A 24784-nucleotide genomic window follows, 5' to 3' on the forward strand; every position below is an offset into this window, starting at 1 on the left:
GTGCCGGGAGCGGCCCGGCGGGAGTGTGGAGCCATGACGCGGACACTGCCCTCCTCCCCGCAGGCCGCCGCCCACCCGGTGGCGTTCACCTCGGCCGCCCTCAGCCCGCTCCGCCGAGCGCTGCGGTTCCTCGCCATGGCCGCCTGCGCCCCCTACCTCGCCCTCAAGGCCGCCTGGATCTGCGGGAGTCACCTCGGGATTCCCGAGGGCAGCTCTCTGCTCGACCACCGCGCGCTGATGATCTTCGCGAACGGCCTGACCGTCCTGATGGACGCGGCCGTCATCGTGCTGGTGCTGCTCCTGACCCGGCCGTGGGGCCTGCGGACGCCCGCATGGCTGCTCGCGTTCCCGATGTGGGCCGCGACCGGGCTGCTCGTGCCGATCATGGCCGGGTTTCCGCTGCAACTGCTGGTCAGGGTGTTCGGCGGGAGCGTGCACGGCCCCTCGGGGAGCGGCGGGGGCGAGCCGTTCCTCGCCGAGTGGGTCTTCGGCGTCGTCTACACCGGTTTCATCCTCCAGGGCATCGCGCTCGGCTCCCTCTTCGTGCTGTACGCGCGGGACCGCTGGGGGCACCTGTGGCGCGGGCGTGTGGGGAACCTGCCGCGTCCCGGTGCCGGTTCGAGGGGCGTGCGGGCCACCGCTGTCGCCGCCGCGCTGCCGGCCCTGGTCCTCCTCGTATGCCACCTGATGTGGGCCACCGGCTCCACCGCCGGACTCAACGAGGCGCAGGCCGAGGGGCGCACCACCGACTTCTACGTCCTGGAGTGCCTGGACATGCTCTACCTCGTCGCCGCTGTGACGGGCGTCCTGATACCGGCCTTCCGGCGGCTTCCGGCGCTGCCCGTGAAGGTTCCGCTCGCGCTGGCCTGGGTGGGCTCGGGGGCGGTGGGCTGCTGGGGCGGCTGGCTGCTGTTCGCCTCGCTCGTCGGCCCCTGGGACGACCTCTCCCGACAGCCCACCGGCCCGATGCTGCTGGCCTACTCTGTGCAGATGATCACCGGAATACTCGTGGCCGCCGTCGGGGTGCGCCTCCTCAAGGAGCGGGCGGGTTCCCCCGCGTGACAGCCCTCGCCATCTCCCTGTTCGGGCGTCGCACGCGCCGCCGGTGGATCCATCTGATCCTGGGCGGCGCGCTCTCCATGCCGTATATGTTCGTCGGCTCGGTGGTCGTCGGGCCGCTCGTCGGCGACGACCGGTTCTTCGGGTCGCTGACCTCCCAACTCGCCTCCTTCGCCGCCGGATTGCCGCTCGCCGCGATCACCGCGCTGTTCCCGCTGACCCGACCGATGTCGGTGGCCGCCGTGCGCACGCTGTGCGCGGTGCCGGACGAGTCGCTCGCCGAGGCCCCCGCGCGGGGGCGGGTGGCGCGCGGGCGGACCGCCGCGTGGTTCACGCTGCACCTCGGCCTCGGCGGGATCGTCAGCGGCATGTCGCTGGCGCTGCCGCCGTTCGCGTGCGTGCTGATCGTGCTGCCGTTCTTCGTCGTGTTCGGGGACAGCCGCATCGGGCTGCCCGAAGTCTTCGGCGAACCGTGGATGGCGGCGCTCTCGCCGGTCATCGGCTGTGCGTCGCTGGCCGCGCTCGCGGCGTGCGCGGCCACGGCCGGGGGGCTCCTGGCCCGCTGGGCGCCCGAGCTGCTCGGGCCCACGCCCGCCGACCGGCTCGTGGCCGCCGAGCAGCGGGCCGCCGATCTCGCGGTGCGCAACCGCCTGGCGCGCGAGCTGCACGACTCGGTGGGCCACGCGCTGAGCGCCGTCACGCTCCAGGCGAGCGCGGCCCGCCGCGTCCTCGACCACGACCCGGAGTTCGTCCGTGAGGCCCTGGCCGCCATCGAGGACACCACGCGCCGCACGGTCGGGGAACTCGACGCCGTCCTCGGCGTGTTGCGGGAGGCCGACGACAGCCGCTCGACGGCGCCCGCGCCCACCCTCGGAGCCGACCTGGACGGCCTGCTGCGCCGCACCAGGGCGGGCGGCCTGCGGGTGGCCGCCACCGTCGACATGGACCCCGCCGGCCTGCCCCCGCTGGTCTCCCGGGAGGCGTACCGCATCGTGCAGGAGGCGCTGAGCAACGCGCTGCGGCACGGCGGCGAGGGCGCCGATGTCACTCTGCGCGTCGCCCTGGACGGCCCCGACCTGACCGTCACCGCCGAGAACCCGCTGCCGCTCCGCTCCCCCACCGCCCGCCCCGGCGGCGGCCACGGTCTGCGCGGCATCGCGGACCGGGCCCGGCTGCTCGGCGGCACGGCCGCGGCGGGCCCGGCGGACGGCGTGTGGCGACTGGACGTACGACTTCCGTTGAAGGGACACGCATGACGACCACACCCGCTCCTGACAGTCCGGCCCTGCGGGTCGTTCTCGCCGACGACGAGCGCATGGTGCGTACCGCCCTGCGCGCGATCCTCTCCGCCGAGGCGGGCATCGAGGTCGTCGGCGAGGCGGCGACCGGCGCCGAGGCGGTGTCGGTCGTGCGGGAGCTGCGACCCGACGTGGTCCTGATGGACGTACGGATGCCGGAGATCGACGGCATCCGTGCCACCGAGCAGATCCTGCGGACGATGCCGCGACCGCCGCGCGTCGTGGTCGTGACGACCTTCGAGAACGACGCGTACGTGTACGAGGCGCTGCGGGCGGGCGCCGCCGGGTTCCTGCTGAAGCGGGCGGACGCGGACTCCCTCGTCCAGGCCGTGCGCGTCGTCGCGCACAGCGACTCGCTGCTCTTCCCCTCGGCCGTGCGCGCCCTGGCCGCCGAGCACGGGCGCGCCAAGCCCGCGCCGCCCGCCTGGATGGCGCGGCTCACCGGCCGCGAGAGCGAGGTGCTGCGACTGATGGCGGCGGGGCTGACCAACGCGGAGATCGCCGGGCGGATGGGGGTGGGCGCGGCGACGGTGAAGACGCACGTGGCGTCCGTCCTCGCCAAGACGGGCGCGCGGGACCGCACGCAGGCGGTGATCGCGGCGTACGAGGCCGGTTTCATGAACACGGACTGAGCCGCTCTCCCGATGCGCTCTCCCGATGCTCCCGGGCGCCTCGCGCTTTCATGAAGACTCGGTTCATGAGGACTTTCTGAGAAAGCGGGCGCAAGCGGAGCAGAAGGGAACGAAACCCTCCCCTTCGCTCGTCCTTTTGTGGGATGAACAAGACGATCAGGCGCGCCTCGGTCTTCGCACTGCTGCTCGTGCTCGCCCTGCTGGTGCGGGCGACGTGGGTGCAGTTCTACGACGGGAAGGCGCTCGCGGACGACAAGCACAACCGGCGCAACGCGATCGAGCAGTACGCGAACCCGCTGGGCGACATCATCGTGGGCGGTGAGGCCATCACCGGCTCCGCGCGGACGACGGGAGGCGACCTCGCCTACAAGCGCACGTACAAGAACGGCGCGCTCTACTCACCCGTGACGGGCTACAGCTCGCAGGTGTACGGCGCCACGCAGCTGGAGGGCATCTACCAGGACCTCCTGGACGGCACCGACAACCGCCTGAAGAACCCGCTCGACACGGTCACCAACAAGCGCGCCGACCCCGGCGACGTGGTGACGACCATCGACCCGGCGGTGCAGAAGGCGGGGTACAAGGCGCTCGGGGACACCAAGGGCGCGGCGGTCGCGCTCGACCCGAAGACCGGCGAGATCCTCGGCATGGTCTCGACGCCTTCGTACGACCCGTCGAAGATCAGCGGCTCCACGGACTCGAAGGAGTGGCAGGAGCTGACCTCCGACAAGGACAAGCCGATGGTGAACCGCGCGATGCGCCAGCCGCTGCCGCCCGGTTCGACGTTCAAGCTGGTCGTCGCCGCGGCGGCCCTGGAGGACGGGCTGTACTCCTCGGTGGACGCGAAGACCGCCAGCCCGAACCCCTACACACTGCCGGGCACGGCGACGGTCCTGAGGAACGAGAACCCGTCGGCGCCCTGCGAGAACGCGACGATCCGCACGGGCCTCCAGTACTCCTGCAACAACGTCTTCGCCAAGATGGCCGTCGACCTGGGCCAGGACAAGGTCAAGGCGATGGCGGAGAAGCTGGGCTTCAACGCGGACAAGCTGGACGTGCCGGTGCGCGCGGCGAAGAGCGTGTACCCCTCCGGCATGGACAAGGCCCAGACGGGCCTGTCGGGCATCGGCCAGTTCGACGTGACGGCGACGCCGCTCCAGATGTCGATGGTGTCGGCGGCGATCGCCAACGGCGGCGAGCTCGCCCCGCCGCACATGGTCTCGCAGATCACCGACGCGGACGGCAACGTCCTGGAGGAGTTCGGCGACGGCGACCCCCAGCGCGTGATGAGCGAGTCCGTCGCCGAGGGCCTGCGGTCGGCGATGCGGACGGTCGTCGAGAAGGGCACCGGTTCGAACGCGCAGATCAACGGCGCGACGGTCGGCGGCAAGACGGGCACGGCCCAGCACGGCGAGAACAACAGCAAGACGCCGTACGCGTGGTTCACCTCGTACGCCAAGGGCGCGGACGGCCAGGAGGTGGCGGTCGCGGTGATGATCGAGTCGTCCAGCGCGGCCCGCGACGAGGTCAGCGGCAACGGCCTGGCTGCGCCGATCGCCAAGGCGATGATGAAGGCGGCACTGAAGGGCTGAGGCGACGCACGCGGGCCCCGGGGGTGCACCCCCGGGGCCTTTCATGCGTACGTACCCACGTACGCACGGTCAGCGCTTACGTACCCACGTACGCACGGTCAGCGCTTACGTACCCACGGACAGCGCTTACGGCGGTCCGTCCACAGCCGGCAACCGACGATCAGTCCGAACGGCACGCACGCTCCGGCCAGCAGTCCGCCCGCGAAGCCGAGCCCCGTGCCCGCGTCATCGTCGTCGAGCGCGGACCCGAGGCCGCCCAGCACCACGGCCGCCCCGAGGACGGCGAGCAGGGCGTAGAACTTCCGGCTGAGGAAGTTCGACCGCTCCGGCGCCGGCGGGGGCGCGGCGATCTCCGCCGCCGGGCCGAGGCCGGCCGCCTTGGGGCGTTTGAACCAGGCGTAGATCACCCAGGTCCCGCACGCCTCCCAGCCGTCGGGGGCGAGGCGTTCGTCCAGGCCTTCGCGCCCGCGCGTGATCAGCTCCCTGCGGTACTCCCACCGCTGGGGCCGCGCCAGGTCCCGGTGGCTGACGAAGCGGCCGAGGGCGTCGACGCGCTCGACCTCCCAGCCCTGGTCGCCGAAGCGGTTCAGGAGCTCCTCGTCGACGTGGGTGTCGGCGGTCCAGCGCCAGGTCTCGACGTGTCCCTCCGGCGGGCCGTCGGGGGCGGCGGCCTCGGGGGCCAGCTGCCGGGCGAACTCCGCCGCGGGGCCGAACTCCGCCTCCGCGTCTTCGGCGCCCGACTCCTCCAGGTGCGCGGTCAGGTCCGCGACGGTCGCCTCGACGCGGTCGGCGGGCAGGCCGTGCGCGAGGAGCCGCTCGGCGAGGTCGGTGAGGTAGCTGTCCTGCTCGTACCGGGTGTTCATCGGGTCGGTTCCACTCCTGCCTTCGCGAGGAGCTCGCGTACGGATGTGTCGAAGGCGAGCCACAGGCCGCCCTGCTCGCCGAGGGTCTCGCGCCCGGCGTCGGTGAGCCGGTAGTAGCGCCTGCCGGGCCCCTTCTCGGCGGCGCGGAACTCGGCGGCGACCAGGCCCGCCTCCTCCAGGCGGTTCAGCACGGGGTAGAGCGTGCCGCCCTTGATCTGTCCGAAGCCGGCGGCTCCGAGGAGCTTGGCGATCTCGTAGCCGTAGCTCTCGCCGTCGGTGAGGCTGGCGAGCACGAGGAGGTCGAGTACGCCCTTGAACCAGCTGGCGCGGCGGTCGGTCACGTTCCCCTGCCCTTCAGTTGACGGTGAGCGGCGCCGCGGACGGCGTCGGCGGGGTGAGCGTCGTCAGGTCGCGCACGCTGAGGACGACATGCAGGGCGATGGGCAGGAGCAGGCTCCCGGTGGCGAGGTAGAGGCCGCTGAGCAGCGCGCCGAAGACGCCGAAGACGAGGAGTCCCCGGCGGCCCTGGTAGTACCCGGCGCCGGCGTAGACGAGCACGGAGAGGGCCGCGGCGGCGTAGAGGTGGAGGCCGAGGACGCCGACGCCGAAGGCGATGAGCAGGCCGCGGTAGACGAACTCGGCGCAGACGCCGTCGGTCACGCCGAAGGCGACGGCGAGGGCTCGCTCGCGGGGCGTGCCCGGCAGCATGGCCTCGATGGCGGCACGTCCCGGCACGTGCTTGCCCTGCCGGTCGAGGTCGCGGAGCGCGCGCCCGGACGTCACCGCGATCACCGTGCAGAGCAGGACGCCGACCGCGACGACGGCGGGCTTGTCGGGCGAGGCGATGCCGAGGTCGGCGGCGGCCACGCCCGGCGAGAGCAGCAGCGCCGCGGCCGCGAGGGCGGCGAGGGCCCACCACAGCCCGAGCTGGAGGCGGAAGTAGCGGACGAGGGCGCCCGGTTCGGTGGCGCGGCGACGGGCCAGCGAGGCGTACATGCGGCGGCCGAGCAGGGGTTCCCCGACCAGCAGATAGGCGCCGAGCGCGGCTGTGAGAGCCGTGGCGGCGGGTGAGAAGTCCGGCGAGATGTCCGGCGAGATGGTCATGGCGGGGTCCCCCTTCCCGAAGGGACCGCGGACGTGTGCCGTTCTGCCGTGGCACGCGCCCGCGACCCCATGAGCGTCTGAGCTACCTAGACCGTAGAGCTACCTAGTCAGGAACGCAACCTATCTCGGTAAGCCGAGCACGGACCCGAGCGGGGCGGAGAGGACCTAGCCCACGTAGTACGTCGGGTTCGGGAGCTTGTACGTCTTGTCGGCGTAGCCACCCGCGAGGTCCGACAGCTGGTCGCCGAAGCTGCCGACGATGTTGTAGCCGGTCGACTCGATGTGCCGGCGAGTGCCCTCCTTGAACTGGACGGTGTCGCACTTCCAGGCGGCGGGCGTGGCGCAGTGGCTCAGGTATGCCGGGGGGGTCGTCTTGTCCTTGGTGAAGACGTGCGCGCGGTCGAGTTCCGTGGCGTAGCCCGCCTTGGCGAGGTTGGTCACGGCGCCCTCGCGCTGCGACTCGGCGAGGCCGGTGAGGAAGAAGACCTCGACGCCCTTGCTCTTGGCGTACGCCACCAGCTCCGGCATGCCGAAGACGGCCGGACGCTTGGCCGCCTTGACGTAGGCGTCCCAACTGTCGCTGTTGTACGTGAAGTTGGTGGCCTTCTCGTAGTCGAGGCTGAGCAGCGCGGTGTCGTCGACGTCGAGGACGATCGCGGGCTTCTTACCGTGACCGCGGCCGTGGCCCTGATCCTGGCCGTGATCGTGGCCGGCCTCGCGCGCGGCCTTCCTGATGTCCTTCTTCGCCTTGGCCTGGATGCGGGCCAGGTCCTTGGCGTAGGGGCTGTCGGGCGAGGCCTTCCAGACACCGTCGGCGCCCTTGGTCGCGCCGTAGTAGGCGTCGATCTCGCCGACGAGGAGGCCTATGTTGTGGGGCTCCTTGGTGGGGCGCGGCGGGGCCTGGTCGGCACCGGCGGCTCCGGCGGCGTAGAGGGCGGCACCGGCGACTGTACAAGCCGTGGCCATGCCGGCCAGGCGTAGGGACTTCCGCATATGTTGCGTCTCCGCATCAGGGTTCGGGCAGGTCACCGCCTGTCTACGCGCATCAACCCCGGTCTGGGGAGACTGTGAGCCGACCCTTTACCTGATCCATACCTGGCGCCTGGCACCTGGCCGAAACCTTTACGTGGAGCGTCAGCCTGCGGGCCGCCACCCCGGGTCGCGGCCGCTCAGGCCGATCACCCGGTCCAGGAGAGGCGCGCCCTCCGGCACGGGCACCGGCTTCCCGAACAGGCCGCCCGACTCCTCGCCCTCCTCCCCCGTGGGGGTCAGGAGCGCCCGCGCGGCCTCCAGGCTCGCCTCGTCGGGCACGTACTCCTGGCCCGTGGCCCGTGCCAGGTCCCAGCCGTGGACGACCAGTTCGTCGAGGGCGACCAGGCCCGCGACCTCGCCGGGCAGGTCGACTCCGCCCGCCCGGGTCATGCCCTGCCGGGCCGCCGGGTCGCGCCACGCCTCGGCGAGGGCGTCCAGGGCCTTGGGCAGCTCGTCGCGCCAGCCGGTTCCGACGTCCGGCATGAGGTTCGCGGGGTCCTGGTCCAGCGTCGGCCCGAACTCCTTGCGCGCCGCCTGCTCGAAGGCTTGGGCCAGGCCGATCAGATGGCCGAGCAGATGGCGCACGGCGTACTCGGGACATGGGGTGGGCGCCCCGAGCTGCTCGTCCGTGACGTGCTCGGCCAGCCGCGCCACCAGGCGGGCCTGCGGGGCGAGGTCGAGGTGGTCGTCGGTCATGGGGGCCTCCATAAGGGCTGCGTAGGGCTGCGGACCAAGGTTCGCGGACGGGGGTTCGCGGACTGAGGCGGCGTTCTCGGTACGTCTCCCCTGGTGGACCGTGCGCGCGCCCCGAACTCATCGGCCTCCTTAAGGAAACCGCCCGATTCCGCTCCGGGCGCCTTAGGAACCAGCATCACCTGGCATGACATCGACGATCGGACGCGTCCTGCGGGACCGCGACGCCGGCCTCTATCTGGGCGCGGTGGTGGTCTCCGGCTTCGGGACCTCCGCGTTGTGGCTCGCTTCCGGGATCTGGGTGAAGGAGCTGACCGGCTCCGACGGGCTCGCCGCGCTGTGCCAGCTGGCCCTGTGGGCGCCCACTGTGATCGGCCCGCTGCTCGGCACGCTCGCCGACCGCACGCGCCGCAAACCGCTCTTGGTGGGCGCCAACCTCGCGCTCGGCGCCCTGCTCCTGTCCCTGTTCACCGTGGACTCCGCCGCACGGCTGTGGATCCTCTTCACCGTCCTCACGGTGTACGGGGCGTGCGGCGTCGTCACGGACGCGGCGGAGGCCGCCCTGGTCCCAACGGCCGTCGGCAAGGAACTGCTCGGCGACTTCAACGGCCTGCGGATGTCCGCCAACGAGGGCATGAAGCTGGTGGCGCCGCTCGCGGGGGCGGGCCTGTTCGCCGCGTACGGGGGCGCCCGGGTGGCGCTCCTGGACGCCGTCACGTTCGTACTCGCCGCCGGTATGTACGCGCTGCTGCGGGTGCGGGAGGCCGCTCCGGTGCGTGAGCGCGCCTCGCTGCGGGCCCGTACGGCGGAAGGGGCCCGGTACCTGTGGGGGCACGAGCGGCTGCGGCCGCTGGTGGTGGCGGGCGGCCTGACCATGCTGACCTCGGGGATCAGCGGTGCGACGGTCTACGCGATCGTGGAGCGGCTCGGCCACTCGCCCGCGTACACGGGTGTGCTGTACGTCGTGCAGGGCGCCGGCTCCGTGGCGGTGGGCGTGGCCTCGGGGGCGCTGGTGCGGCGCTTCGGGGCGTGGCGGTTCGGCGGCGCGGGCATCGCGCTGACCGGTGTGTCGGCGGCCCTGACCGCGCTGCCGAGCGACGCGGCGGTCCTCGCGGGGAGTCTCGCGAACGGCGTCGGGCTGCCCTGCGTGCTGATCGCGGGGTTTACGGCGGTGCAGCGGGAGACGCCGGACGCGCTGCTGGGGCGGGCGGCGGCGACCGCCAGCACGCTGATGTTCACGCCGACCGCGCTCGGCATCGCGGCGGGCGCGGCGCTCGTGGAGAGCGTCGACGTCCGCGTCCTGCTGCCGGTCCTCGCGGGGGCGCGGCTGCTGATCGCCGCGCCCCTGCTTTCCGGGCGTCGGGGGCGGGTTACTTCACGCCGGCCCAGCGCTTGATGGTGGCGACGGCCTCCGCCTGTTCGGCGGCGGGGAGCTTGGCGATCGACGCGCCGTGGCCCGCGCCCGGCACGACGTAGCGGTGGGAGTCGCGGTGGCTCGGGGTGAACCGTTCGGCGCTCCACGGGTCGTTCTGGCCGTAGACGAACATCATGCGCTCGCCGCGGGTCTTCACCCAGCGGTCCACGTCGGCGATCGTCCTGTTGCTGTACGTGCCCCGCATGGCGGCGGGCAGCACCGAGTTCGGCTGGTAGATGTCCGGGTAGTGGCGGACGCCCTTGAGGTGCTTGAACTTCAGGTCGGCCCAGCCGAGTTGGGTGGCGGCCTGATGGTAGTAGGGGCCCGAGCCGTTGGTGCCGAGGTCCTCGTCGCGGTAGACGCTCAGGCCGTGCTTCGTCGACCAGTCGTAGAGCTGGTCGTCCGTGGCCTTCTTCGCGTCGGGCACGGTCGGGCAGTCGGCGGCGGTGCCGGACTGCCAGAAGTTCCACACCTGGTCCAGGACGGCGAACTCGTAGGCGCGGTCGGTGGTGCCGAGGGTCTCCTCGAAGGTGTCGCCGTTGGCCTTGGCGTCCGCCTCGAACTTGGGGAGCAGCGTGTCGCGGCGTACGAGCATCTCGCGCTGCACGGCGTTCAGCGCGGCCCGGCACTCCTTGGTGCCGACCGTCTTGAAGAATCGCTCGTAGCCGCTGTCGTCGCGGTTGTTGGCGTCGTTGGGCGCGACGAACGCGACGACCGCGTCGAGGTCCTCGGGGTAGTAGCGCTCGTGGTAGGCCGCGGTCATGCCGCCCTTGCTGGCGCCGGTGCCCAGCCACTTGCCCTTCTCGATGGTGCGCAGGGCCCGGGTGAGGCGGTGCTCGTCGGCGGCTTCCTGCTGGACGGTCATCTTGGACCAGTCGTCGGCCGCGGCACCCGTCGGCCGTGAGGGCCCGAAGTAGCGGTGCTCGACGCCGACTTGGTTGGCGTCGACGAGCCGGGTGAGGGAGGCGGTGCCGCCGGGGAGGGTGTAGCCGCCGGTGTAGAGGACGGTCGGCTTGTCCGTGGACTTGTGCCAGAGCGTGGCGCGCTGCGTGAAGGTGGCGCCGTGGGGCTTCGCGTGGTCGACGGGCTGGACGTACGTCAGTGTGTAGAGGGGGTGGCCCTCCTTGTCCGCGACGGAGACGACCTTCATGCCCGGTATCTTCTCCAGGCGTTCACGGACGGCGTCGGCCGCGTCGCCCTGCGGGGCCGCCGCGGTGGCCTGTGCGGCGACGGGCGCCGCACCGCCGAGCACCGCGGCACCCGCCGTCAGTCCCGCGCAGACCAGCACGGATATGCCTTTGTTGCGCACCCTTGCCTCCCTGTGTCCCTGTGTCCCTGTGTCCCTTGGTACCGGGGACGATGGTGGTGGCCCCCGGTAGCACCGGCGGCGGTTGTGGTGGTCACCGGTACCGCCGGCGGTCGTGGTGCGCGGATCGTAGCGGCGCTCACGCCGGGCGCGACAGGGCCCGGACAACGTGCGGAAGGTCGCTCACGCCGGGCCGGGCGGGGCCAGGACGAGGTGCGGGAGGGCGCTCACGCCGGGCCGGAACAGAGCCTGCACCGCGTGCGCGAGGTCGCTCACTCCCGGCCCGACAGAGCCCGCGCCACATGCGCCAGGTCGGCGTCCGAGGCCAACCCCGCGTGGTAGAGGCGCAGTTCCGTGGCGCCCAGCTCTGCCGCCCGGGTCGCGTCGGCGGTGAGGGTCGTGGGGCTGCCGCCCATGCCGGCGACCACGGTGAGGTTGGCGGCGAGCACGGTGTCGTCCCTCGCGTGGTCCGCGAACGGCGTCAGGGACCTCGCGCCGCCCGTGCACGGCACGACCACGCCGTCGGCCGAGCCGAGGATGTGCGCCGGGTCGACGCCCGCGTTCGCCCCGCAGTGGTACGCGACCGGGTCCGCGTGCAGCAGCACCTGGAAGCCCGGCGGAGCCGCCGCGCGGACGGCGCCGATCGCGGCCTCCTGGAGGGTGCGGGCCGTTTCCTCGCGCCACGCGCGCGTGGCCGCCGCCCGCTCCACGCCGATGAGCTTCTCGACGCCCGGCCAGCTCCCCGTGTCCTCTGCCCGGCCGCGCCAGAACGGCTCCAGGGCGTCGCGGACGGCTGCCGCGAGCGCGTCGGGGTCGAGGCCCCTGCCGGCGTACCCCTGGCGGCAGGAGGCGCAGAAGCAGAGCGACATCAGATACTGGCCCGCCTCGCCGAGACCGACGCCCGCGGTCTTGTCGTGGGCGTGCAGATGCGCGAGGCCGTACCAGCCGCACGACTCCAGTTCCGTGCCGCTGGTACCGGGACGCACGGCGGCCTCCGCGGCGAGGTCGACGAGGTACGCGCGCGTGGCGGGCTGCGCGATGCACGGCGCCCAGGGGTAGCGGTCTCCGTAGGCGTTGACGACGGAGGTCGCCGGGTGCTCCTCGCCGAGGCGGGAGTTGTGGGCGAGGACGACCCAGCTGTGCACGTCGAGCCCGGCGGCTCGCAACGCCCGCGCGGCCTCGCCATAGGCGTCGCCGGGCGCCCACTCCCCGGCGGCGTACGGCCGCAGCGCGCGCCCCTGCCACCGCTCGCCCGGCGGGTAGAGCACGGCGGCGTGCGCGGCCGTGACGATCCGGTGGCGCGGGTGGCGCGGGGTCAGCGCGCGCGTGGAGTGATAGGCGGAGGCGAGGGTGACCTGCCGGACGCCGTGCGCGGCGAGGCGGGCGGGCGCGCCGGGGTCGCCGACGACGTCCCAGGGGTAGAGGAACGCGGCGGCCTTCACGCGCCCGCCCCCGGATGCGCGCTCCCCAGCAGCTTTCTGCCCCGCTCGACGAGTTCGGCCAGGCGTTTGACGTGCTCGGCGGCGGGCTCGTGCAGCGGCGGGCGCACGGGGCCGACGTCGAGACCGCCGAGCCGCACGCCCGCCTTGACAAGGGAGACGGCGTAGCCGCGGCCGAGGGCGCGCAGCTCCACGAAGGGCCGGTAGAAGCCGTCCAGGAGGTGGTTCACGGTGGCGTCGCCGTCAGCGGTCCCCGCGTTGAACGCCCGGTGGAAGGCGAGCGCGATGTCGGGCGCGAAGCAGAAGACCGCCGAGGAGTACAGGCGCACGCCGATGCCGCGGTAGGCGAGGCCGGTCAGCTCGGCGGTCGGCAGGCCGTTGAAGTACAGGAAGTCGCCAGGCACTTCGCCGCGCACGGCGCTGACGGTGCGCTGCATCAGGTCCATGTCGCCGAGGCCGTCCTTGAAGCCGATGACGCCTTCGGCGCGGGCGAGCGCGACGACCGTCTCCGGGGTGAGGACGGCGTTGTCGCGCTGGTAGACGATGACGTCCAGGGAGGTGGCGGCGGCGAGCTCGGTGTAGTGCCGGATCAGCCCTTCCTGCCCGGCGACGACGAGGTAGGGCGGCATGGCGAGCAGCCCGTCGGCACCCGCCTCCTCGGCCAGGCGCGCGTACCGCACGGCGAGCGCGGTGCCGTACCCGGCGCCGGCGACGACGGGCACCCGGCCCGCCGCCTCCTCGACGGCGGCGGCGACGCACTCCTGGAACTCCTCCGGGGTCAGGGCGTGGAACTCGCCCGTGCCGCAGCAGGCGAAGACGGCCGCGGCGCCCGCCTCGACGCCGCCGCGCACATGGGCGCGGAAGGCGTCCAGGTCGACGGAGTCGTCCGGTCCGAACGCGGTGACAGGGAAGAACAACGGCCCGCTGGGGACGCGGAGTCGGGAAGCGAGAGGGGCTGGCGTCACGGGCTCTCCCTAAGCGTGCACGTTTCTGATTTGCGTCCATATCTCTGAACACGCTCACGCTAGGGCGCCCTTTGGGGCCCGGTCAAGCGGAGGAACTGCTTACGCACGGGCGGATTTACCGCCTCCGGGGTCCACACGGCACCCTTGACGCGACGCGACAGCGATTTCTAGGTTGTCCATGAATGTGAATCCTGTACGCACATACATACGGCCGCACGACGAGGAGACTCCGCATGCCCGCTCCCCGCACCGTCCTGCTCACCGGCGCCGCAGGCGGCCTCGGCACGCTGATGCGCGGGCTCCTGCCGGCCCACGGCCACGAGCTGCGCCTGCTCGACATGCGCGCCATCGAGGGCGAGCCGGACGCGATCGTCGCCGACCTCGCGGACCGTGAGGCGCTGCGCGAGGCCGTGCGCGGGGTCGACGCGGTCCTCCATCTCGCGGGCATCTCCCTGGAGACCACCTTCGACAAGATCCTCAAGGCCAACATCGAAGGGACGTACCACCTCTACGAGGCGGCCCGGGAGGAAGGCGTGCGGCGGATCGTCTTCGCCTCCTCCAACCACGCGGTGGGGTTCACGCCCCGCCCCCGGGGCGACGACCCGCTGATCCCGGTCGACACCCCGCACCGCCCCGACACGTTCTACGGCCTGTCGAAGTCCTTCGGCGAGGATCTCGCGCAGTTCTACTGGGACAAGCACGGCATCGAGACCGTGTCGGTCCGCATCGGCTCGTGCTTCCCCGAGCCGTCGAACGTGCGGATGCTGTCCGTCTGGATGAGCCCCGCCGACGGCGCACGGCTCTTCCACGCGGCGCTCACCGCACAGGACGTCGGGCACACCGTCGTCTACGGCTCGTCCGCCAACACCCGCCTGTGGTGGGACCTCTCCTCGGCCCGCGCGCTCGGCTACGACCCGCAGGACGACTCCGAGCAGTACGCGGCCGAACTCATCGCCGAGCAGGGCGAACTGGACCCCGGCAACCCCGACCACGCCCACCTGGGCGGCCACTTCTGCACCCGTCCGCCGGTGTGGCCGCACTGACGCCCTGCCCCGTCCCGGGCGGCGAACGGGCGGCGCGCACCCCCGAAACGGGCAGGGCCACCGCCCGCACCACAGGCCACCGCCCCGCCGAACGGGCACAAACGGGCAGCATCGGGCCCGCCGCGCACCTGGTCCCGCCCCCGGCCGGGCGGTAGAACTTCCCCACAGGCCCGAACGGGCACGCGAGGCACGCCCCTGACCGGGGGCTTGACCAGGGGAAGAGGGTGGCGCCGATGACCGCGGAGGAACGTCAGCGGCGGATCGTCGACGCGGCCCGCCACTCCGGTTCCGTCGACGTGACGGCGCTCGCCGCCCAGCTCGGCGTCGCGAAGGAGACCGTCCGCCGCGACCTGCGCGCCCTGGAGGACCACGGCCTGGTCCGCCGTACCCATGGCGGCGCCTACCCCGTGGAGAGCGCGGGCTTCGAGACCACCCTCGCCTTCCGCACCACCATGCACGTACCGGAGAAGCGGCGCGTCGCCGCCGCCGCTGCCGAGCTGCTCGGCGACGCCGAGACCGTCTTCGTCGACGAGGGGTTCACGCCCCAGCTGATCGCCGAGGCGCTGCCCGGTGCGGCGGCCGGGCGCCCGCTGACCGTGGTCACCGCCTCGCTCGCCACCGCGGGCGCCCTCGCGGAGGCCGAGCACGTCACCGTGCTGCTGCTCGGCGGGCGGGTGCGGCCGGGCACGCTCGCCACCGTCGACCACTGGACGACCAAGATGCTGGCCGGGTTCGTCATCGACCTGGCGTACATCGGCGCCAACGGCATCTCCCGCGAGCACGGCCTGACCACCCCCGATCCCGCTGTCAGCGAGGTGAAGGCGCAGGCCATCAGAGCATCGCGGCGCACCGTCTTCGCGGGCGTGCACACCAAGTTCGGCGCGACGAGCTTCTGCCGGTTCGCGGGCGTCGCCGACCTGGACGCGGTCGTCACCAGCAACCGCCTGCCCGCCTCGGAGGCGCACCGCTACTCCCTCCTGGGCCCTCAGGTCGTCCGCGCCTGACGGCTCCCCGCCACGCGACACGCAACGCCCCCGTACGCCTCGGGCACGCCCGGAACATCCGTAGACATCCGTAATCGTCCTTCGAAGTCCAGAAGCACTTCATGCGAACCCCGAGCCGACGGAGGCCGCGCGCGCTCGCCGCGGCCGCCGCAGGGACGCTGCTCGCCCCGCTGCTCGCCGGCTGCTGGGCCGGTGCGGGCGGGGCCGGTTCAGGCGACGCCCTGAACGTCCTCATGGTGAACAACCCGCAGATGCTTCAGCTGCGCAAGCTCACCGCCGCCCACTTCACCAAGGAGACGGGCATCAAGGTGAACTTCACCGTCCTGCCCGAGAACGACGTCCGCGACAAGATCAGCCAGGACTTCGCCAACCAGGCGGGCCAGTACGACGTCGCCACCTTGAGCAACTACGAGATACCGATCTACGCCAGGAACGGCTGGCTGCACGAGGTCGGCTCGTACGCGCGCAAGGACCCGGCGTACGACGAGAAGGACATCCTGCCGCCCATGAGGCAGTCCCTTACCGCAGAGGACGGCAAGCTCTACGGACAGCCCTTCTACGGAGAGTCGTCCTTCCTGATGTACCGCAAGGACGTCTTCAAGAAGGCGGGCCTGACCATGCCCGAGCACCCCACCTGGCAGCAGGTGGCGAAGCTCGCCGCCCGGGTGGACGGCGAGGAGCCGGGGATGAAGGGCATCTGCCTGCGCGGTCTGCCGGGCTGGGGCGAGCTGATGGCGCCGCTGACGACCGTGGTGAACACCTTCGGAGGCACGTGGTTCGACAAGGACTGGAAGGCCCGCCTGGATTCCCCCGAGTTTGAAAAGGCGACTCGCTTCTACGTAGACCTCGTGCGCGAACACGGCCAGGCCGGTGCCGCCCAGTCCGGTTACGCCGAGTGCCTCAACAACCTCACGCAGGGCAAGACGGCCATGTGGTACGACGCGACGGCCGCCGCCGGTTCGCTGGAGTCCGCCACGTCCCCGGTCAAGGGCAAGATCGGCTATGTACCCGCCCCGGTGGCGCGGACGGAGAGCTCCGGATGGCTCTACACCTGGGCCTGGGGCATGCAGAAGACCTCGCGGAACCCGGACAAGGCCTGGAAGTTCATCTCCTGGGCGTCCGGCAAGGAGTACGAGAGGCTCGTCGGCGAGAAGACCGGCTGGTCGAACGTCCCCGCGGGCAAACGCACCTCGACGTACGCGAATCCCGCCTACCGCGAGGAAGCCGCCCCTTTCCAGGATGTCACCCGCGCCGCCATCGAGGGCGCCAGGCCCGGCAACCCGGGCGTGCAGCCGCGGCCCGCGCCCGGTATCCAGTTCGTGGGCATCCCCGAGTTCACCGACCTCGGCACCAAGGTGTCCCAGGAGATCAGCGCGGCCATCGCCGGGCGCCAGTCCGTCGACGCGGCCCTGGAGACGTCCCAGCGGCTCGCCGAGAAGATCTCCAAGGAGTACGAGGGACGATGACCGCCACCGCCTCCAGCGCCGCGCCCGTCGGCCACGCGCGCGTGCCCGCCGCCAAGGCCCCGGGAACCCCGGCCGGCTGCGCGCCTGGGCCACCAGGGCGCCGCTGCTGCCCGCCCTGATCTTCATGATCACCGTGACCCAGCTGCCGTTCGTGGCCACCTTGGTGATCTCCTTCTTCGACTGGAACGCCCTCTACCCGCAGGCCCGCAGTTTCACCTGGTTCGGCAACTACTCCGAGGTCCTCACCGACCCCGACCTGCGCGAGTCCGTCCTGACCACGATCCTGCTCACGGCCTCCGTCGTCCTCGCGAGCCTGGTCCTCGGGCTCGTCCTCGCGCTGCTCCTCGACCGGCGGTTCAAGGGGCGCGGCCTCGTGCGCACGCTCCTGATCGCGCCGTTTTTGCTGGTGCCGGTGGCCGCCGCGCTGCTGTGGAAGCACGTGCTCTACAACCCCGAGTACGGCCTCTTCAACGGCCTCCTGCACTGGATCGGCGGGGACGGGGCCGCGCAGCCCGACTGGATCTCGAACGCCCCGCTGCCGGCCGTCGCAGCCTCCCTGGTGTGGCAGTGGACGCCCTTCATGATGCTGATCCTGCTCGCGGGGCTGCAGAGCCGTGACCCCCAGCTGATCGAGGCGGCCCACATGGACGGCGCCGGGGACTGCCAGGTCTTCCGCCACCTGACCCTGCCCCACCTGCGCCGCTACCTCGAACTGGGCGCGCTGCTCGGCTCGATCTACATCGTGCAGAACTTCGACGCCGTCTTCACGCTCACCTCGGGCGGCCTCGGCACCGCCAACCTGCCCTACACCGTCTACCAGAGCTTCTACCAGGCGCACGAGAACGGCCTGGCCTCCGCGGCCGGCGTGCTCGTCGTCCTCGGCTCCCTCGTCATCGCGACCTTCGCGCTGCGGGTCGTGTCGTCCCTCTTCCGTGAGGAGGCCTCCCGCGCATGAGCAACGTACGTACCAAAGGTGCCAAAAGCGCCAAAGGTGTCGGCCTCGGTCTGGCCGCCTGGCTCGCCGCAATCCTGTTCTTCCTGCCCATCGCCTGGATGACGCTGACCTCCTTCCACTCCGAGGAGGACGCCGCCACCAACCCGCCCTCGCTCGCCGCCTCGCTCACCCTCGACGGCTACCGCGAGTTCTTCGGCGCGGGCGGCGGCGCGAGCCCCTGGCCCTCGCTCATCAACTCGACCGTGGCCTCGCTCGTCTCGACTCTGTGCGTGCTCATGCTGTCCCTGCCCGCCGCCTACGGCCTGTCCATCAGACCGGTGAAGAAGTGGACGGACGTGCTCTTCTTCTTCCTGTCCACGAAGATGCTGCCGGTGGTGGCGGGCCTGCTGCCGCTCTACCTCTTCGCCAAGAACACCGGCCTGCTGGACAACATCTGGCTGCTCGTCATCCTCTACACCTCGATGAACCTGCCGATCGCGGTGTGGATGATGCAGTCCTTCCTAGCCGAGGTACCCAAGGCGGTCATCGAGGCCGCGCAGATCGACGGGGCGCGGCTGCCCACCGTCCTCGCGCGCGTGGTGGCGCCCATCGCCCTGCCGGGCATCGCCGCGACCTCCCTGATCTGCTTCATCTTCAGCTGGAACGAACTGCTCTTCGCGCGGGTGCTCACGGGCGTCGTCGCCCAGACCGCGCCCGTCTTCCTGACCGGCTTCATCACCAGCCAGGGCCTGTTCCTGGCGAAGGTGTGCGCCGCGTCGCTCGTGATCTCCCTGCCGGTGCTCGCCGCGGGGTTCGCCGCCCAGGACAAGCTGGTCCAGGGCCTGTCGTTGGGAGCCGTGAAATGAAGGCCGCGATCGTCGAGTCGGTGGGCAAGGTCGTCGTCGGCGAGGTGCCCGACCCGACGCCGGGGCCCCGCGAGGTCGTCGTGGAGGTCGCCGCGTGCGGCCTGTGCGGCACCGACCTGCACATCCGCCAGGGCGAGTTCGCGCCGACGCTCCCGGTGGTGCCCGGCCACGAGTTCGCCGGCACCGTCGTCGCCCTCGGCCGTGACGTGCGCGAACCGGCGGCCGGTGACCGGGTCGCCGTGGACCCCTCGCTGCACTGCCACGAGTGCCGCTACTGCCGGGCCGGGCGGGGCAACCTGTGCGAGCGGTGGGCCGCCATCGGGGTGACCACGGCGGGCGGCGCCGCCCAGTTCGCCGTGGCGCCCGCCGCCAACTGCGTACGCCTGCCCGATCACGTACGCACTCAGGACGCGGCCCTCATCGAGCCGCTGTCCTGCGCGGTGCGCGGCTACGACGTCCTGCGGTCACGGCTCGGCGCGCACGTCCTGATCTACGGCTCCGGGACGATGGGCCTGATGATGCTGGAGCTCGCCAAGCGGACCGGCGCGGCGAGCGTCGACGTGGTCGACCTCAACCCTGAGCGGCTGGCGACGGCGCGGCGGCTCGGTGTCTCGGCGTCGGCGGCCGGCGCCGACGAACTGGACCGGCCGGGCGGCTGGGACGTCGTGATCGACGCGACGGGCAACGCGGCCGCCATCCAGGACGGCCTGGACCGGGTCGCCAAGGCGGGCACGTTCCTCCAGTTCGGCGTCGCCGACTACGCCACGCGCGTCACCGTCGACCCGTACCGCATCTACAACCAGGAGATCACCATCACCGGTTCGATGGCCGTCCTGCACAGCTATGAGCGGGCGGCCGAGCTGTTCGCGGCGGGGGTGCTCGACCCGGAGGTGTTCATCAGCGACCGGCTGCCGCTGGACGACTACCCACGGGCGCTGGACCAGTTCGCGGCGGGCCTCGGGCGCAAGATCGTCGTCGTGCCGTGATCCGATGCCGGACGGGCATGGCCGGGAAAGACCTTGCCCGGGTAGCCAGGAAAAACCTTGGCCGGGTAAGGGAACGGCAAAGCGGGGTCGTTCGTTACCCCTGGCATGACAGCTATGACCCCCGGCTCGAACATCCCGCTGACCGCCGCCCGCGTGGCGGTGGACGTCGCCGCTCCGGTGCGGCTCGACGTATCGGGCCTGCTGCTCACCGCCGACGGCAAGGTGCGCTCCGACGACGACTTCATCTTCTTCAACCAGCCCTCGGGGCCTGGTGTGACGTACCAGTCGGGGGGTGGCACGACCCCCGACAAGATCACCGTGGACACGGCCGCCGTGCCGTCCGGCATCGAGAAGATCGTCGTGACCGCGAGCCCGGACGCGGCGGGCCAGAGCTTCCAGGGCATCGAGCCCACCGCCACCATTCGCAACGCGGACGACGGTTCCGTGCTCGCCACCTTCACCCCGCCGCAGCTCGGCACCGAGACGGCCCTGGTGATCGTCGAGATCTACCTGCGCAACGGCGCGTGGAAGGCCCGCGCGGTCGGCCAGGGGTATGCGAACGGCCTCGCGGGCATCGCCACGGACTTCGGCGTCTCGGTCGAGGAGCCCGCCCCGGCCCCGGCCGCCGCACCCGCGGCTCCGATGGCTCCGCCGGTGGGGCAGCCGGTCCAGGGGCCGCCCCCGCCGGTCGCCGACCCGCGTCAGGCCGCCCCGGCCGCGCCCGTCGCTCCCCCGGCTCCCGCCGCGCCCGCCCCCGGCGCCGGGAAGATCAACCTCGACAAGGGGCGGGTCAGCCTCCAGAAGAACCAGACGGTGTCGCTGGTCAAGGGCGGCAAGCCGCTGCTCTCCCAGGTCAAGATGGGCCTCGGCTGGGAGCCCGCGTTCCGCGGCAAGGACATCGACCTGGACGCCTCCGTCATCGCGTACGGCCCGAACCGCAACCACATCGACAGCTGCTACTTCGGCAAGCTCTCGATCGTGAACGGCGCGATCAAGCACTCCGGTGACAATCTCACGGGCGAGGGCGGCGGTGACGACGAGGTGATCGTCGTCGACCTCGGGCGCCTCCCGCAGGACGTCACGGGCCTGGTCTTCACGGTGAACTCGTTCTCCGGCCAGAAGTTCACGGAGGTCGCGAAAGCCTACTGCCGGCTGATGGACGCGGCGACCGGCGAGGAGCTGGTCCGCTTCGACCTGACCAACGCCGAGGCGCAGACCGGCGTCATGATGGCCAAGCTGATCAAGCAGTTCAGCGGCGAGTGGGACATGACCGGTATGGGGCAGTTCGTCAAGTCGCGTACGGTGCGCGGCATGGTGAAGCCGGCGGCCCAGGCGCTGTAGGCGCGATGGGCGCGGTGGGCGCACATGCGTGAGGGGCGGTGGGCCGCGCGTCGCGGTCCGCCGCCCCTCACGTGTGTCGGGTCAGGTCTTCGAGGGTCAGAGCTTGGCGAGCTTCGAGTAGGGACTCAGGAACCGTCCCTGACGGCCCGCGAAGTCGATGACGACCGCGTCCTCTCCCTCGACGCCGACGATCCTCCCGAGGCCGTACTGGTCGTGGGAGACCCGGTCGCCCACGGCGAACTGCTCTACGGGTGGGGCGGGCGGAGCGGGCACGTTGAAGGGACTGTTCGGCAGGTGGCGGCGCGAGCCGGCGGGCCTCGTCATATTCGAAGTATGCGCCCCCGGACGCCCGACGCACCATGCTCCGAGCTCACACCGCCCTCACATCGGTATGCAACAGACACACAAACCCCGGCGACGAGGGCCCTCGCGGGCCCTGGAAGCGCCCGGAGTACGGCGCGGCGATGACGTTCCGTACACATTCGGTGACACACCGTCGGCCCGCCGTGGCCGTCACCCTTCACTCTTCACTCGTACGAGGCAGCCGCCGCCGAGACCGACCGGGCGTGCCGGAGGCGCGGTGGCCGCGACCGTACGATGCCTCACAGGCGTCGCACCGACCGCCGGACCGACAAGACCGCCAGACCGACAAGACCGACCGACCGTCCTGTCGCCGAAAGGGGCCCGCCCGGGCCCGCTGGAAGGAGCCCCGTGGACGTCGGCGGGTACCGGATCGTTTCGCTGCTCGCCGAGAGCGGCATGGGCCGTGTGCATCTCGCGCGGTCCGCGTCCGGGCAGCCGGTCGCCGTCAAGACGGTCCACGCGCGGTGCGCGGCCGATCCCGGGTTCCGTGAGCGCTTCCGGCGTGAGGCGGCCGCCGCGCGCGCCGTGACCGGCCGGTACTCGGCCGCCGTGCTCGACGCCGGCCCGGACGCGGAGGAGCCGTGGGTGGCGATCGAGTTCTGCGCGGGTCCCGGGCTGCCGGAGGCGGTGGCGACCTGCGGTCCGCTGGGCGACGCCGGGCTGGGCGCGCTGGGCGCGGCGCTCGCGGAGGCTCTCGCGGGCGTGCACGCGGCGGGTGGCCCGCACGGTGACGTGAAGCCGTCGAACGTCGTCATCACCCGTGACGGCCCGAAACTCCTCGGCTTCGGCGTCGCCAAGCGCGCGGCCGCCGGGAGCCTCGCGGCGGATGGCCGGGCCCTCGGCTCGCCCGGCTTCCTCGCCCCCGAGCTGCTGTCGGGGGGCGCCCGGCCGGGGCCCGCCGCCGATGTGTTCGCGCTCGGCGCGGTCCTCGCGGTGGCGGCGACCGGGCGTGGACCGTTCGGTTCGGGGCGCGCGCCCGAGGTGCTCTCCCGCACGTTGCACGAGGAGCCGGACCTGCTCGGTGTGCCAGGGGCCGCCTGGCCCTGGTTCCTCGGCCGCTGCCTGGCCCGCGACCCCGCGGAACGCCCGTCGGTCGCGGAGACGCTGGCCTGGTGCGCGGGGCGGGCGGCCGCGCCCCCGTGGTGGGAGACGGAACCGGTCGCCGACCTGATCCGCGTACAGGAGGAGGAGATCGCGGAGCTGCTGGGATGGGCGACGGAGGGCGGAGAACCCCGGGACCCGGGCGATCCGTACGCGGCGGCTGCCGAACTCGGCATCCTCGGCGCCCTCGGCGTCGCCCCACGAGAGAAGCCGGCCGCCCCGGCCACCGCCCCGACGGACCCCCGCACCCTCTGGAGGTGACCCCCGGACGGAACCTCACGCCCGCCCGACCACGGCCGCCCCTCCCACCCGACACCCCTTTGGCCCCAGCCCCCGCCCGGCGACACCTCCAGCCCACGCCCCGGGGACCGCACACACCACGCGCCCCCAGGGAGCAGCACGGCGACCGCTCCCGCCGCACAGAACGATCGGCGACGGCCCGCACACACCACGCACCGCCCTCGCCCCGGCCCCGGCCCCGGCCCCGTAGAGCCTTCAGCGCCGCTGCCGCCCAAGGGCGGGCGACCGCCTGTATCGGCCACCTGCCCGGCCCACACCGCCACCGGCCGCATACGCCACGCGCCTACCCCGCACCGCCCTCCCGCCGGCCCCGGAGGGCCTCAGCGGTGGTGGCGCTTCCATGGGCCCGTGATCGCCAGGAGGATGCCGGGCGACTGGATGTTCGCGTACAGCGTCCTGCCGTCGGGCGAGAAGGTGACGCCCGCGAACTCGCTGTACTTCGGGGCGTTCGCCGTGCCGATGTTGAGTTCGTTGCGCGCGATCGGGTACGTACGGCCGCGCTCCGTCGCGCCGAACAGGTGCTGGACGCCGTCGCCGTCCTCCGCGACGACCAGGCCTCCGTATGGCGAGACCGTGATGTTGTGGGGGCCGTCCAGGGCGCCGTCCCGGTCCGGGTCGGGGTTGACGCCGAGCAGGACCTTCAGGGTGAGGGTGCGGCGGCCGGGGTGGTAGAACCACACCTGGCCGTCGTGCTGGACGGGACTCTCGCCGCGGGCGAAGGAGGCCACGATGTAGACGCCGCCGTCGCCCCACCACATGCCTTCGAGCGTGCGGGCACGCGTGATGTCACCGTCGTCGAACTGCTCACGCACGGGCACCGTGCGCGCCTCGCGGTCGGGCACCTCCACCCAGTCCACGCCGTACACCGTGCCGATCTTGGTGGCGCGCGACAGGTCGTCGACGAAGCGGCCGCCGGAGTCGAAGCACTTGGGCGCTTTCAGGACGCCCGCGTCGTCGGCGAGGGCGCGCAGCCTGCCGCGACCGTGTTCGAAGCCGTGCGGCGGGGTCCAGCGGTAGAGGAGGCCATCGGGCTTGGAGGCGTCCTCGGTGAGGTAGAGGTGGCCGCGCCTCGGGTCGACGACGACGGCCTCGTGGGCGTAGCGGCCCAGCGCCCTGATGGGCTTGGGGGCGCGGTTGGTCCGCCGGTCCGCGGGGTCGACCTCGAAGACGTAGCCGTGGTCCTTGGTCATGCCGTTCTGGCCGGCCTTGTCCTCGGTCTCCTCGCAGGTCAGCCAGGTGCCCCAGGGAGTGCTGCCACCGGCGCAGTTGGTGGCGGTGCCGGCGATGCCCACCCTTCCCCAAGCTCTCAACTACGTTCGAGCAGGGGAGACCCCGTTGGCGACCCGTCCGTCGCGGTGGACCTCCACCACCGTGCAGCCGCCGGACGCGGCCGGGTCGTAGACCAGCCCCTCGGTGAGCGGGACGGGGTGCTTCCACTTGGTGCGGGGGCCGCTCAGCTCGTGGTTGTTGGCCAGGAGGGTGGTCCCGCGCGGGCCCGCGAAGGCGGCGGTTCCGTCGTGGTGGGAGGGCGTGTACTCGCCGCTCTCCAGCCTGGTCTTCCCGCTGTGGGTGAGGACGCGGTACGAGAAACCGGCGGGCAGGGCCAGCAGACCCTTCGGCTCCGGGACCAGCGGCCCGTACCCGGGAGCGTGATGTCCATGGCCCCACGCGTCCGCGTCCGCGCCCGTGCCCGCCTCGATGTCGTCGGTCTCCGTGGCGGCCAGCGCGCCGGGCGCGGTGGCGAGCGCGCCGACGCTGCCGGCCAGGGAGACCCCCGCCCCGGTGATCGCGGAGCGTCTGGTGAAGTCCCTGCGGGTGAGCGACATGGTTTCTCCTGAGGCGCGAAGGCGGATGCGTACGACCGGGCTGCCGTCGGCGAAACCGTCCCGCCCCCGCTTGAACGGCGCTTGAACGCCGCCCTACGCCAAAGGGCCACCTTCCGTGAACCTGCGTCCTCCGGTGAGCGGGGCGGCCCCCGCTCAC

The 24784-nt window shown here is 72.3% G+C and carries 21 protein-coding genes and 2 pseudogenes; 13 read left to right on the forward strand and 10 right to left on the reverse strand.

Annotated elements, in window-relative coordinates; all coding sequences use genetic code 11:
- Positions 1-33 precede the first annotated feature (33 nt).
- The 4 genes from ACOBQB_RS18330 (at position 34) to ACOBQB_RS18345 (ending at position 4581) form a co-directional block, all read left to right on the forward strand.
- A complete protein-coding gene (locus ACOBQB_RS18330; protein WP_423593051.1) occupies positions 34-1062 on the forward strand; it encodes a hypothetical protein in 1029 nt (342 codons plus the stop codon).
- Positions 1059-2315 carry a sensor histidine kinase gene (locus ACOBQB_RS18335; protein WP_423593053.1) on the forward strand — a complete coding sequence of 419 codons (1257 nt, stop codon included), beginning with the start codon at positions 1059-1061 and terminating at the stop codon, positions 2313-2315. Before ACOBQB_RS18330 ends, ACOBQB_RS18335 begins: the two co-directional genes overlap by 4 nt.
- Positions 2312-2989 carry a response regulator transcription factor gene (locus tag ACOBQB_RS18340; protein ID WP_423593055.1) on the forward strand — a complete coding sequence of 226 codons (678 nt, stop codon included), beginning with the start codon at positions 2312-2314 and terminating at the stop codon, positions 2987-2989. The genes ACOBQB_RS18335 and ACOBQB_RS18340 overlap by 4 nt, the downstream gene beginning before the upstream one ends.
- 143 nt (positions 2990-3132) lie before the next feature.
- The gene (locus tag ACOBQB_RS18345; RefSeq protein WP_423593056.1) at positions 3133-4581 is read left to right on the forward strand and encodes a peptidoglycan D,D-transpeptidase FtsI family protein; all 1449 of its coding nucleotides are present in this window, start codon (positions 3133-3135) and stop codon (positions 4579-4581) included.
- A 98-nt stretch (positions 4582-4679) separates the two neighbouring features.
- On the opposite strand, the gene ACOBQB_RS18350 is transcribed toward ACOBQB_RS18345, so the two are convergent.
- The 5 genes from ACOBQB_RS18350 to ACOBQB_RS18370 all read right to left on the reverse strand — a co-directional run bounded on the left by ACOBQB_RS18350 (position 4680) and on the right by ACOBQB_RS18370 (position 8276).
- Positions 4680-5444 carry a hypothetical protein gene (locus ACOBQB_RS18350; protein WP_423593058.1) on the reverse strand — a complete coding sequence of 255 codons (765 nt, stop codon included), beginning with the start codon at positions 5442-5444 and terminating at the stop codon, positions 4680-4682.
- On the reverse strand, positions 5441-5785 hold the full coding sequence (locus ACOBQB_RS18355) for a PadR family transcriptional regulator (RefSeq protein ID WP_423593059.1): 345 nt from the start codon (positions 5783-5785) through the stop codon (positions 5441-5443). The genes ACOBQB_RS18350 and ACOBQB_RS18355 overlap by 4 nt, the downstream gene beginning before the upstream one ends.
- A gap of 13 nt (positions 5786-5798) precedes the next feature.
- A complete protein-coding gene (locus tag ACOBQB_RS18360; RefSeq protein WP_423593061.1) occupies positions 5799-6548 on the reverse strand; it encodes a CPBP family intramembrane glutamic endopeptidase in 750 nt (249 codons plus the stop codon).
- A gap of 165 nt (positions 6549-6713) precedes the next feature.
- The gene (locus tag ACOBQB_RS18365) at positions 6714-7541 is read right to left on the reverse strand and encodes an HAD family acid phosphatase (RefSeq protein ID WP_423593063.1); all 828 of its coding nucleotides are present in this window, start codon (positions 7539-7541) and stop codon (positions 6714-6716) included.
- 141 nt (positions 7542-7682) lie between these two features.
- Complete coding sequence (locus ACOBQB_RS18370; RefSeq protein WP_423593065.1) at positions 7683-8276, reverse strand: TIGR03086 family metal-binding protein; 594 nt, start codon at positions 8274-8276, stop codon at positions 7683-7685.
- Positions 8277-8460: 184 nt separating this feature from the next.
- Here ACOBQB_RS18370 and ACOBQB_RS18375 point away from each other — a divergent pair, with 184 nt between their 5' ends.
- Positions 8461-9669 (forward strand): MFS transporter, encoded by a 1209-nt coding sequence (locus tag ACOBQB_RS18375; RefSeq protein ID WP_423593066.1) that lies wholly within the window; start codon positions 8461-8463, stop codon positions 9667-9669.
- Here the strand turns inward: ACOBQB_RS18375 and ACOBQB_RS18380 are convergent.
- The 3 genes from ACOBQB_RS18380 to ACOBQB_RS18390 all read right to left on the reverse strand — a co-directional run bounded on the left by ACOBQB_RS18380 (position 9644) and on the right by ACOBQB_RS18390 (position 13397).
- The gene (locus ACOBQB_RS18380; protein WP_423593067.1) at positions 9644-10996 is read right to left on the reverse strand and encodes a S28 family serine protease; all 1353 of its coding nucleotides are present in this window, start codon (positions 10994-10996) and stop codon (positions 9644-9646) included. The two genes, ACOBQB_RS18375 and ACOBQB_RS18380, sit on opposite strands and share 26 nt — an antisense overlap.
- A gap of 269 nt (positions 10997-11265) precedes the next feature.
- Positions 11266-12435, reverse strand: coding sequence for a hypothetical protein (locus ACOBQB_RS18385; protein WP_423593069.1), 1170 nt, complete (start codon positions 12433-12435; stop codon positions 11266-11268).
- The gene (locus ACOBQB_RS18390) at positions 12432-13397 is read right to left on the reverse strand and encodes a 5-dehydro-4-deoxyglucarate dehydratase (protein WP_423593070.1); all 966 of its coding nucleotides are present in this window, start codon (positions 13395-13397) and stop codon (positions 12432-12434) included. Before ACOBQB_RS18390 ends, ACOBQB_RS18385 begins: the two co-directional genes overlap by 4 nt.
- Before the next feature lie 233 nt (positions 13398-13630).
- Between ACOBQB_RS18390 and ACOBQB_RS18395 the strand changes: the two genes are divergently transcribed.
- The 7 genes and pseudogenes from ACOBQB_RS18395 (at position 13631) to ACOBQB_RS18425 (ending at position 21037) form a co-directional block, all read left to right on the forward strand.
- Positions 13631-14440: an NAD-dependent epimerase/dehydratase family protein gene (locus ACOBQB_RS18395; RefSeq protein WP_423593071.1), complete on the forward strand. Its 810-nt coding sequence runs from the start codon at positions 13631-13633 to the stop codon at positions 14438-14440.
- 233 nt (positions 14441-14673) lie between these two features.
- The gene (locus ACOBQB_RS18400) at positions 14674-15444 is read left to right on the forward strand and encodes a DeoR/GlpR family DNA-binding transcription regulator (protein WP_423593072.1); all 771 of its coding nucleotides are present in this window, start codon (positions 14674-14676) and stop codon (positions 15442-15444) included.
- Between the two features lie 101 nt (positions 15445-15545).
- Positions 15546-16910 (forward strand): ABC transporter substrate-binding protein, encoded by a 1365-nt coding sequence (locus tag ACOBQB_RS18405; RefSeq protein WP_423593074.1) that lies wholly within the window; start codon positions 15546-15548, stop codon positions 16908-16910.
- A 67-nt stretch (positions 16911-16977) separates the two neighbouring features.
- Positions 16978-17865, forward strand: a pseudogene (locus tag ACOBQB_RS18410) (carbohydrate ABC transporter permease); the annotation flags it as partial.
- Positions 17862-18710 (forward strand): carbohydrate ABC transporter permease, encoded by an 849-nt coding sequence (locus ACOBQB_RS18415; protein ID WP_423593076.1) that lies wholly within the window; start codon positions 17862-17864, stop codon positions 18708-18710. The pseudogene ACOBQB_RS18410 and the gene ACOBQB_RS18415, both read left to right, overlap by 4 nt.
- Positions 18707-19696, forward strand: a complete 990-nt coding sequence (locus tag ACOBQB_RS18420; RefSeq protein WP_423593077.1) for a zinc-dependent alcohol dehydrogenase family protein — start codon at positions 18707-18709, stop codon at positions 19694-19696. Before ACOBQB_RS18415 ends, ACOBQB_RS18420 begins: the two co-directional genes overlap by 4 nt.
- A gap of 114 nt (positions 19697-19810) precedes the next feature.
- Positions 19811-21037, forward strand: coding sequence for a TerD family protein (locus tag ACOBQB_RS18425; RefSeq protein WP_423598570.1), 1227 nt, complete (start codon positions 19811-19813; stop codon positions 21035-21037).
- A gap of 96 nt (positions 21038-21133) precedes the next feature.
- Here the strand turns inward: ACOBQB_RS18425 and ACOBQB_RS18430 are convergent, their stop codons facing one another.
- Positions 21134-21361 (reverse strand): CarD family transcriptional regulator, encoded by a 228-nt coding sequence (locus tag ACOBQB_RS18430; protein WP_125512004.1) that lies wholly within the window; start codon positions 21359-21361, stop codon positions 21134-21136.
- A gap of 387 nt (positions 21362-21748) precedes the next feature.
- Here ACOBQB_RS18430 and ACOBQB_RS18435 point away from each other — a divergent pair, with 387 nt between their 5' ends.
- On the forward strand, positions 21749-22762 hold the full coding sequence (locus tag ACOBQB_RS18435) for a protein kinase domain-containing protein (protein WP_423593078.1): 1014 nt from the start codon (positions 21749-21751) through the stop codon (positions 22760-22762).
- Positions 22763-23121: 359 nt separating this feature from the next.
- On the opposite strand, the pseudogene ACOBQB_RS18440 reads toward ACOBQB_RS18435, so the two are convergent.
- A pseudogene (locus ACOBQB_RS18440) lies at positions 23122-24627 on the reverse strand (alkaline phosphatase PhoX).
- Positions 24628-24784: the final 157 nt, after the last annotated feature.

This window comes from Streptomyces sp. G5(2025) (assembly GCF_049542075.1).
Taxonomy (GTDB): Bacteria; Actinomycetota; Actinomycetes; order Streptomycetales; family Streptomycetaceae; genus Streptomyces.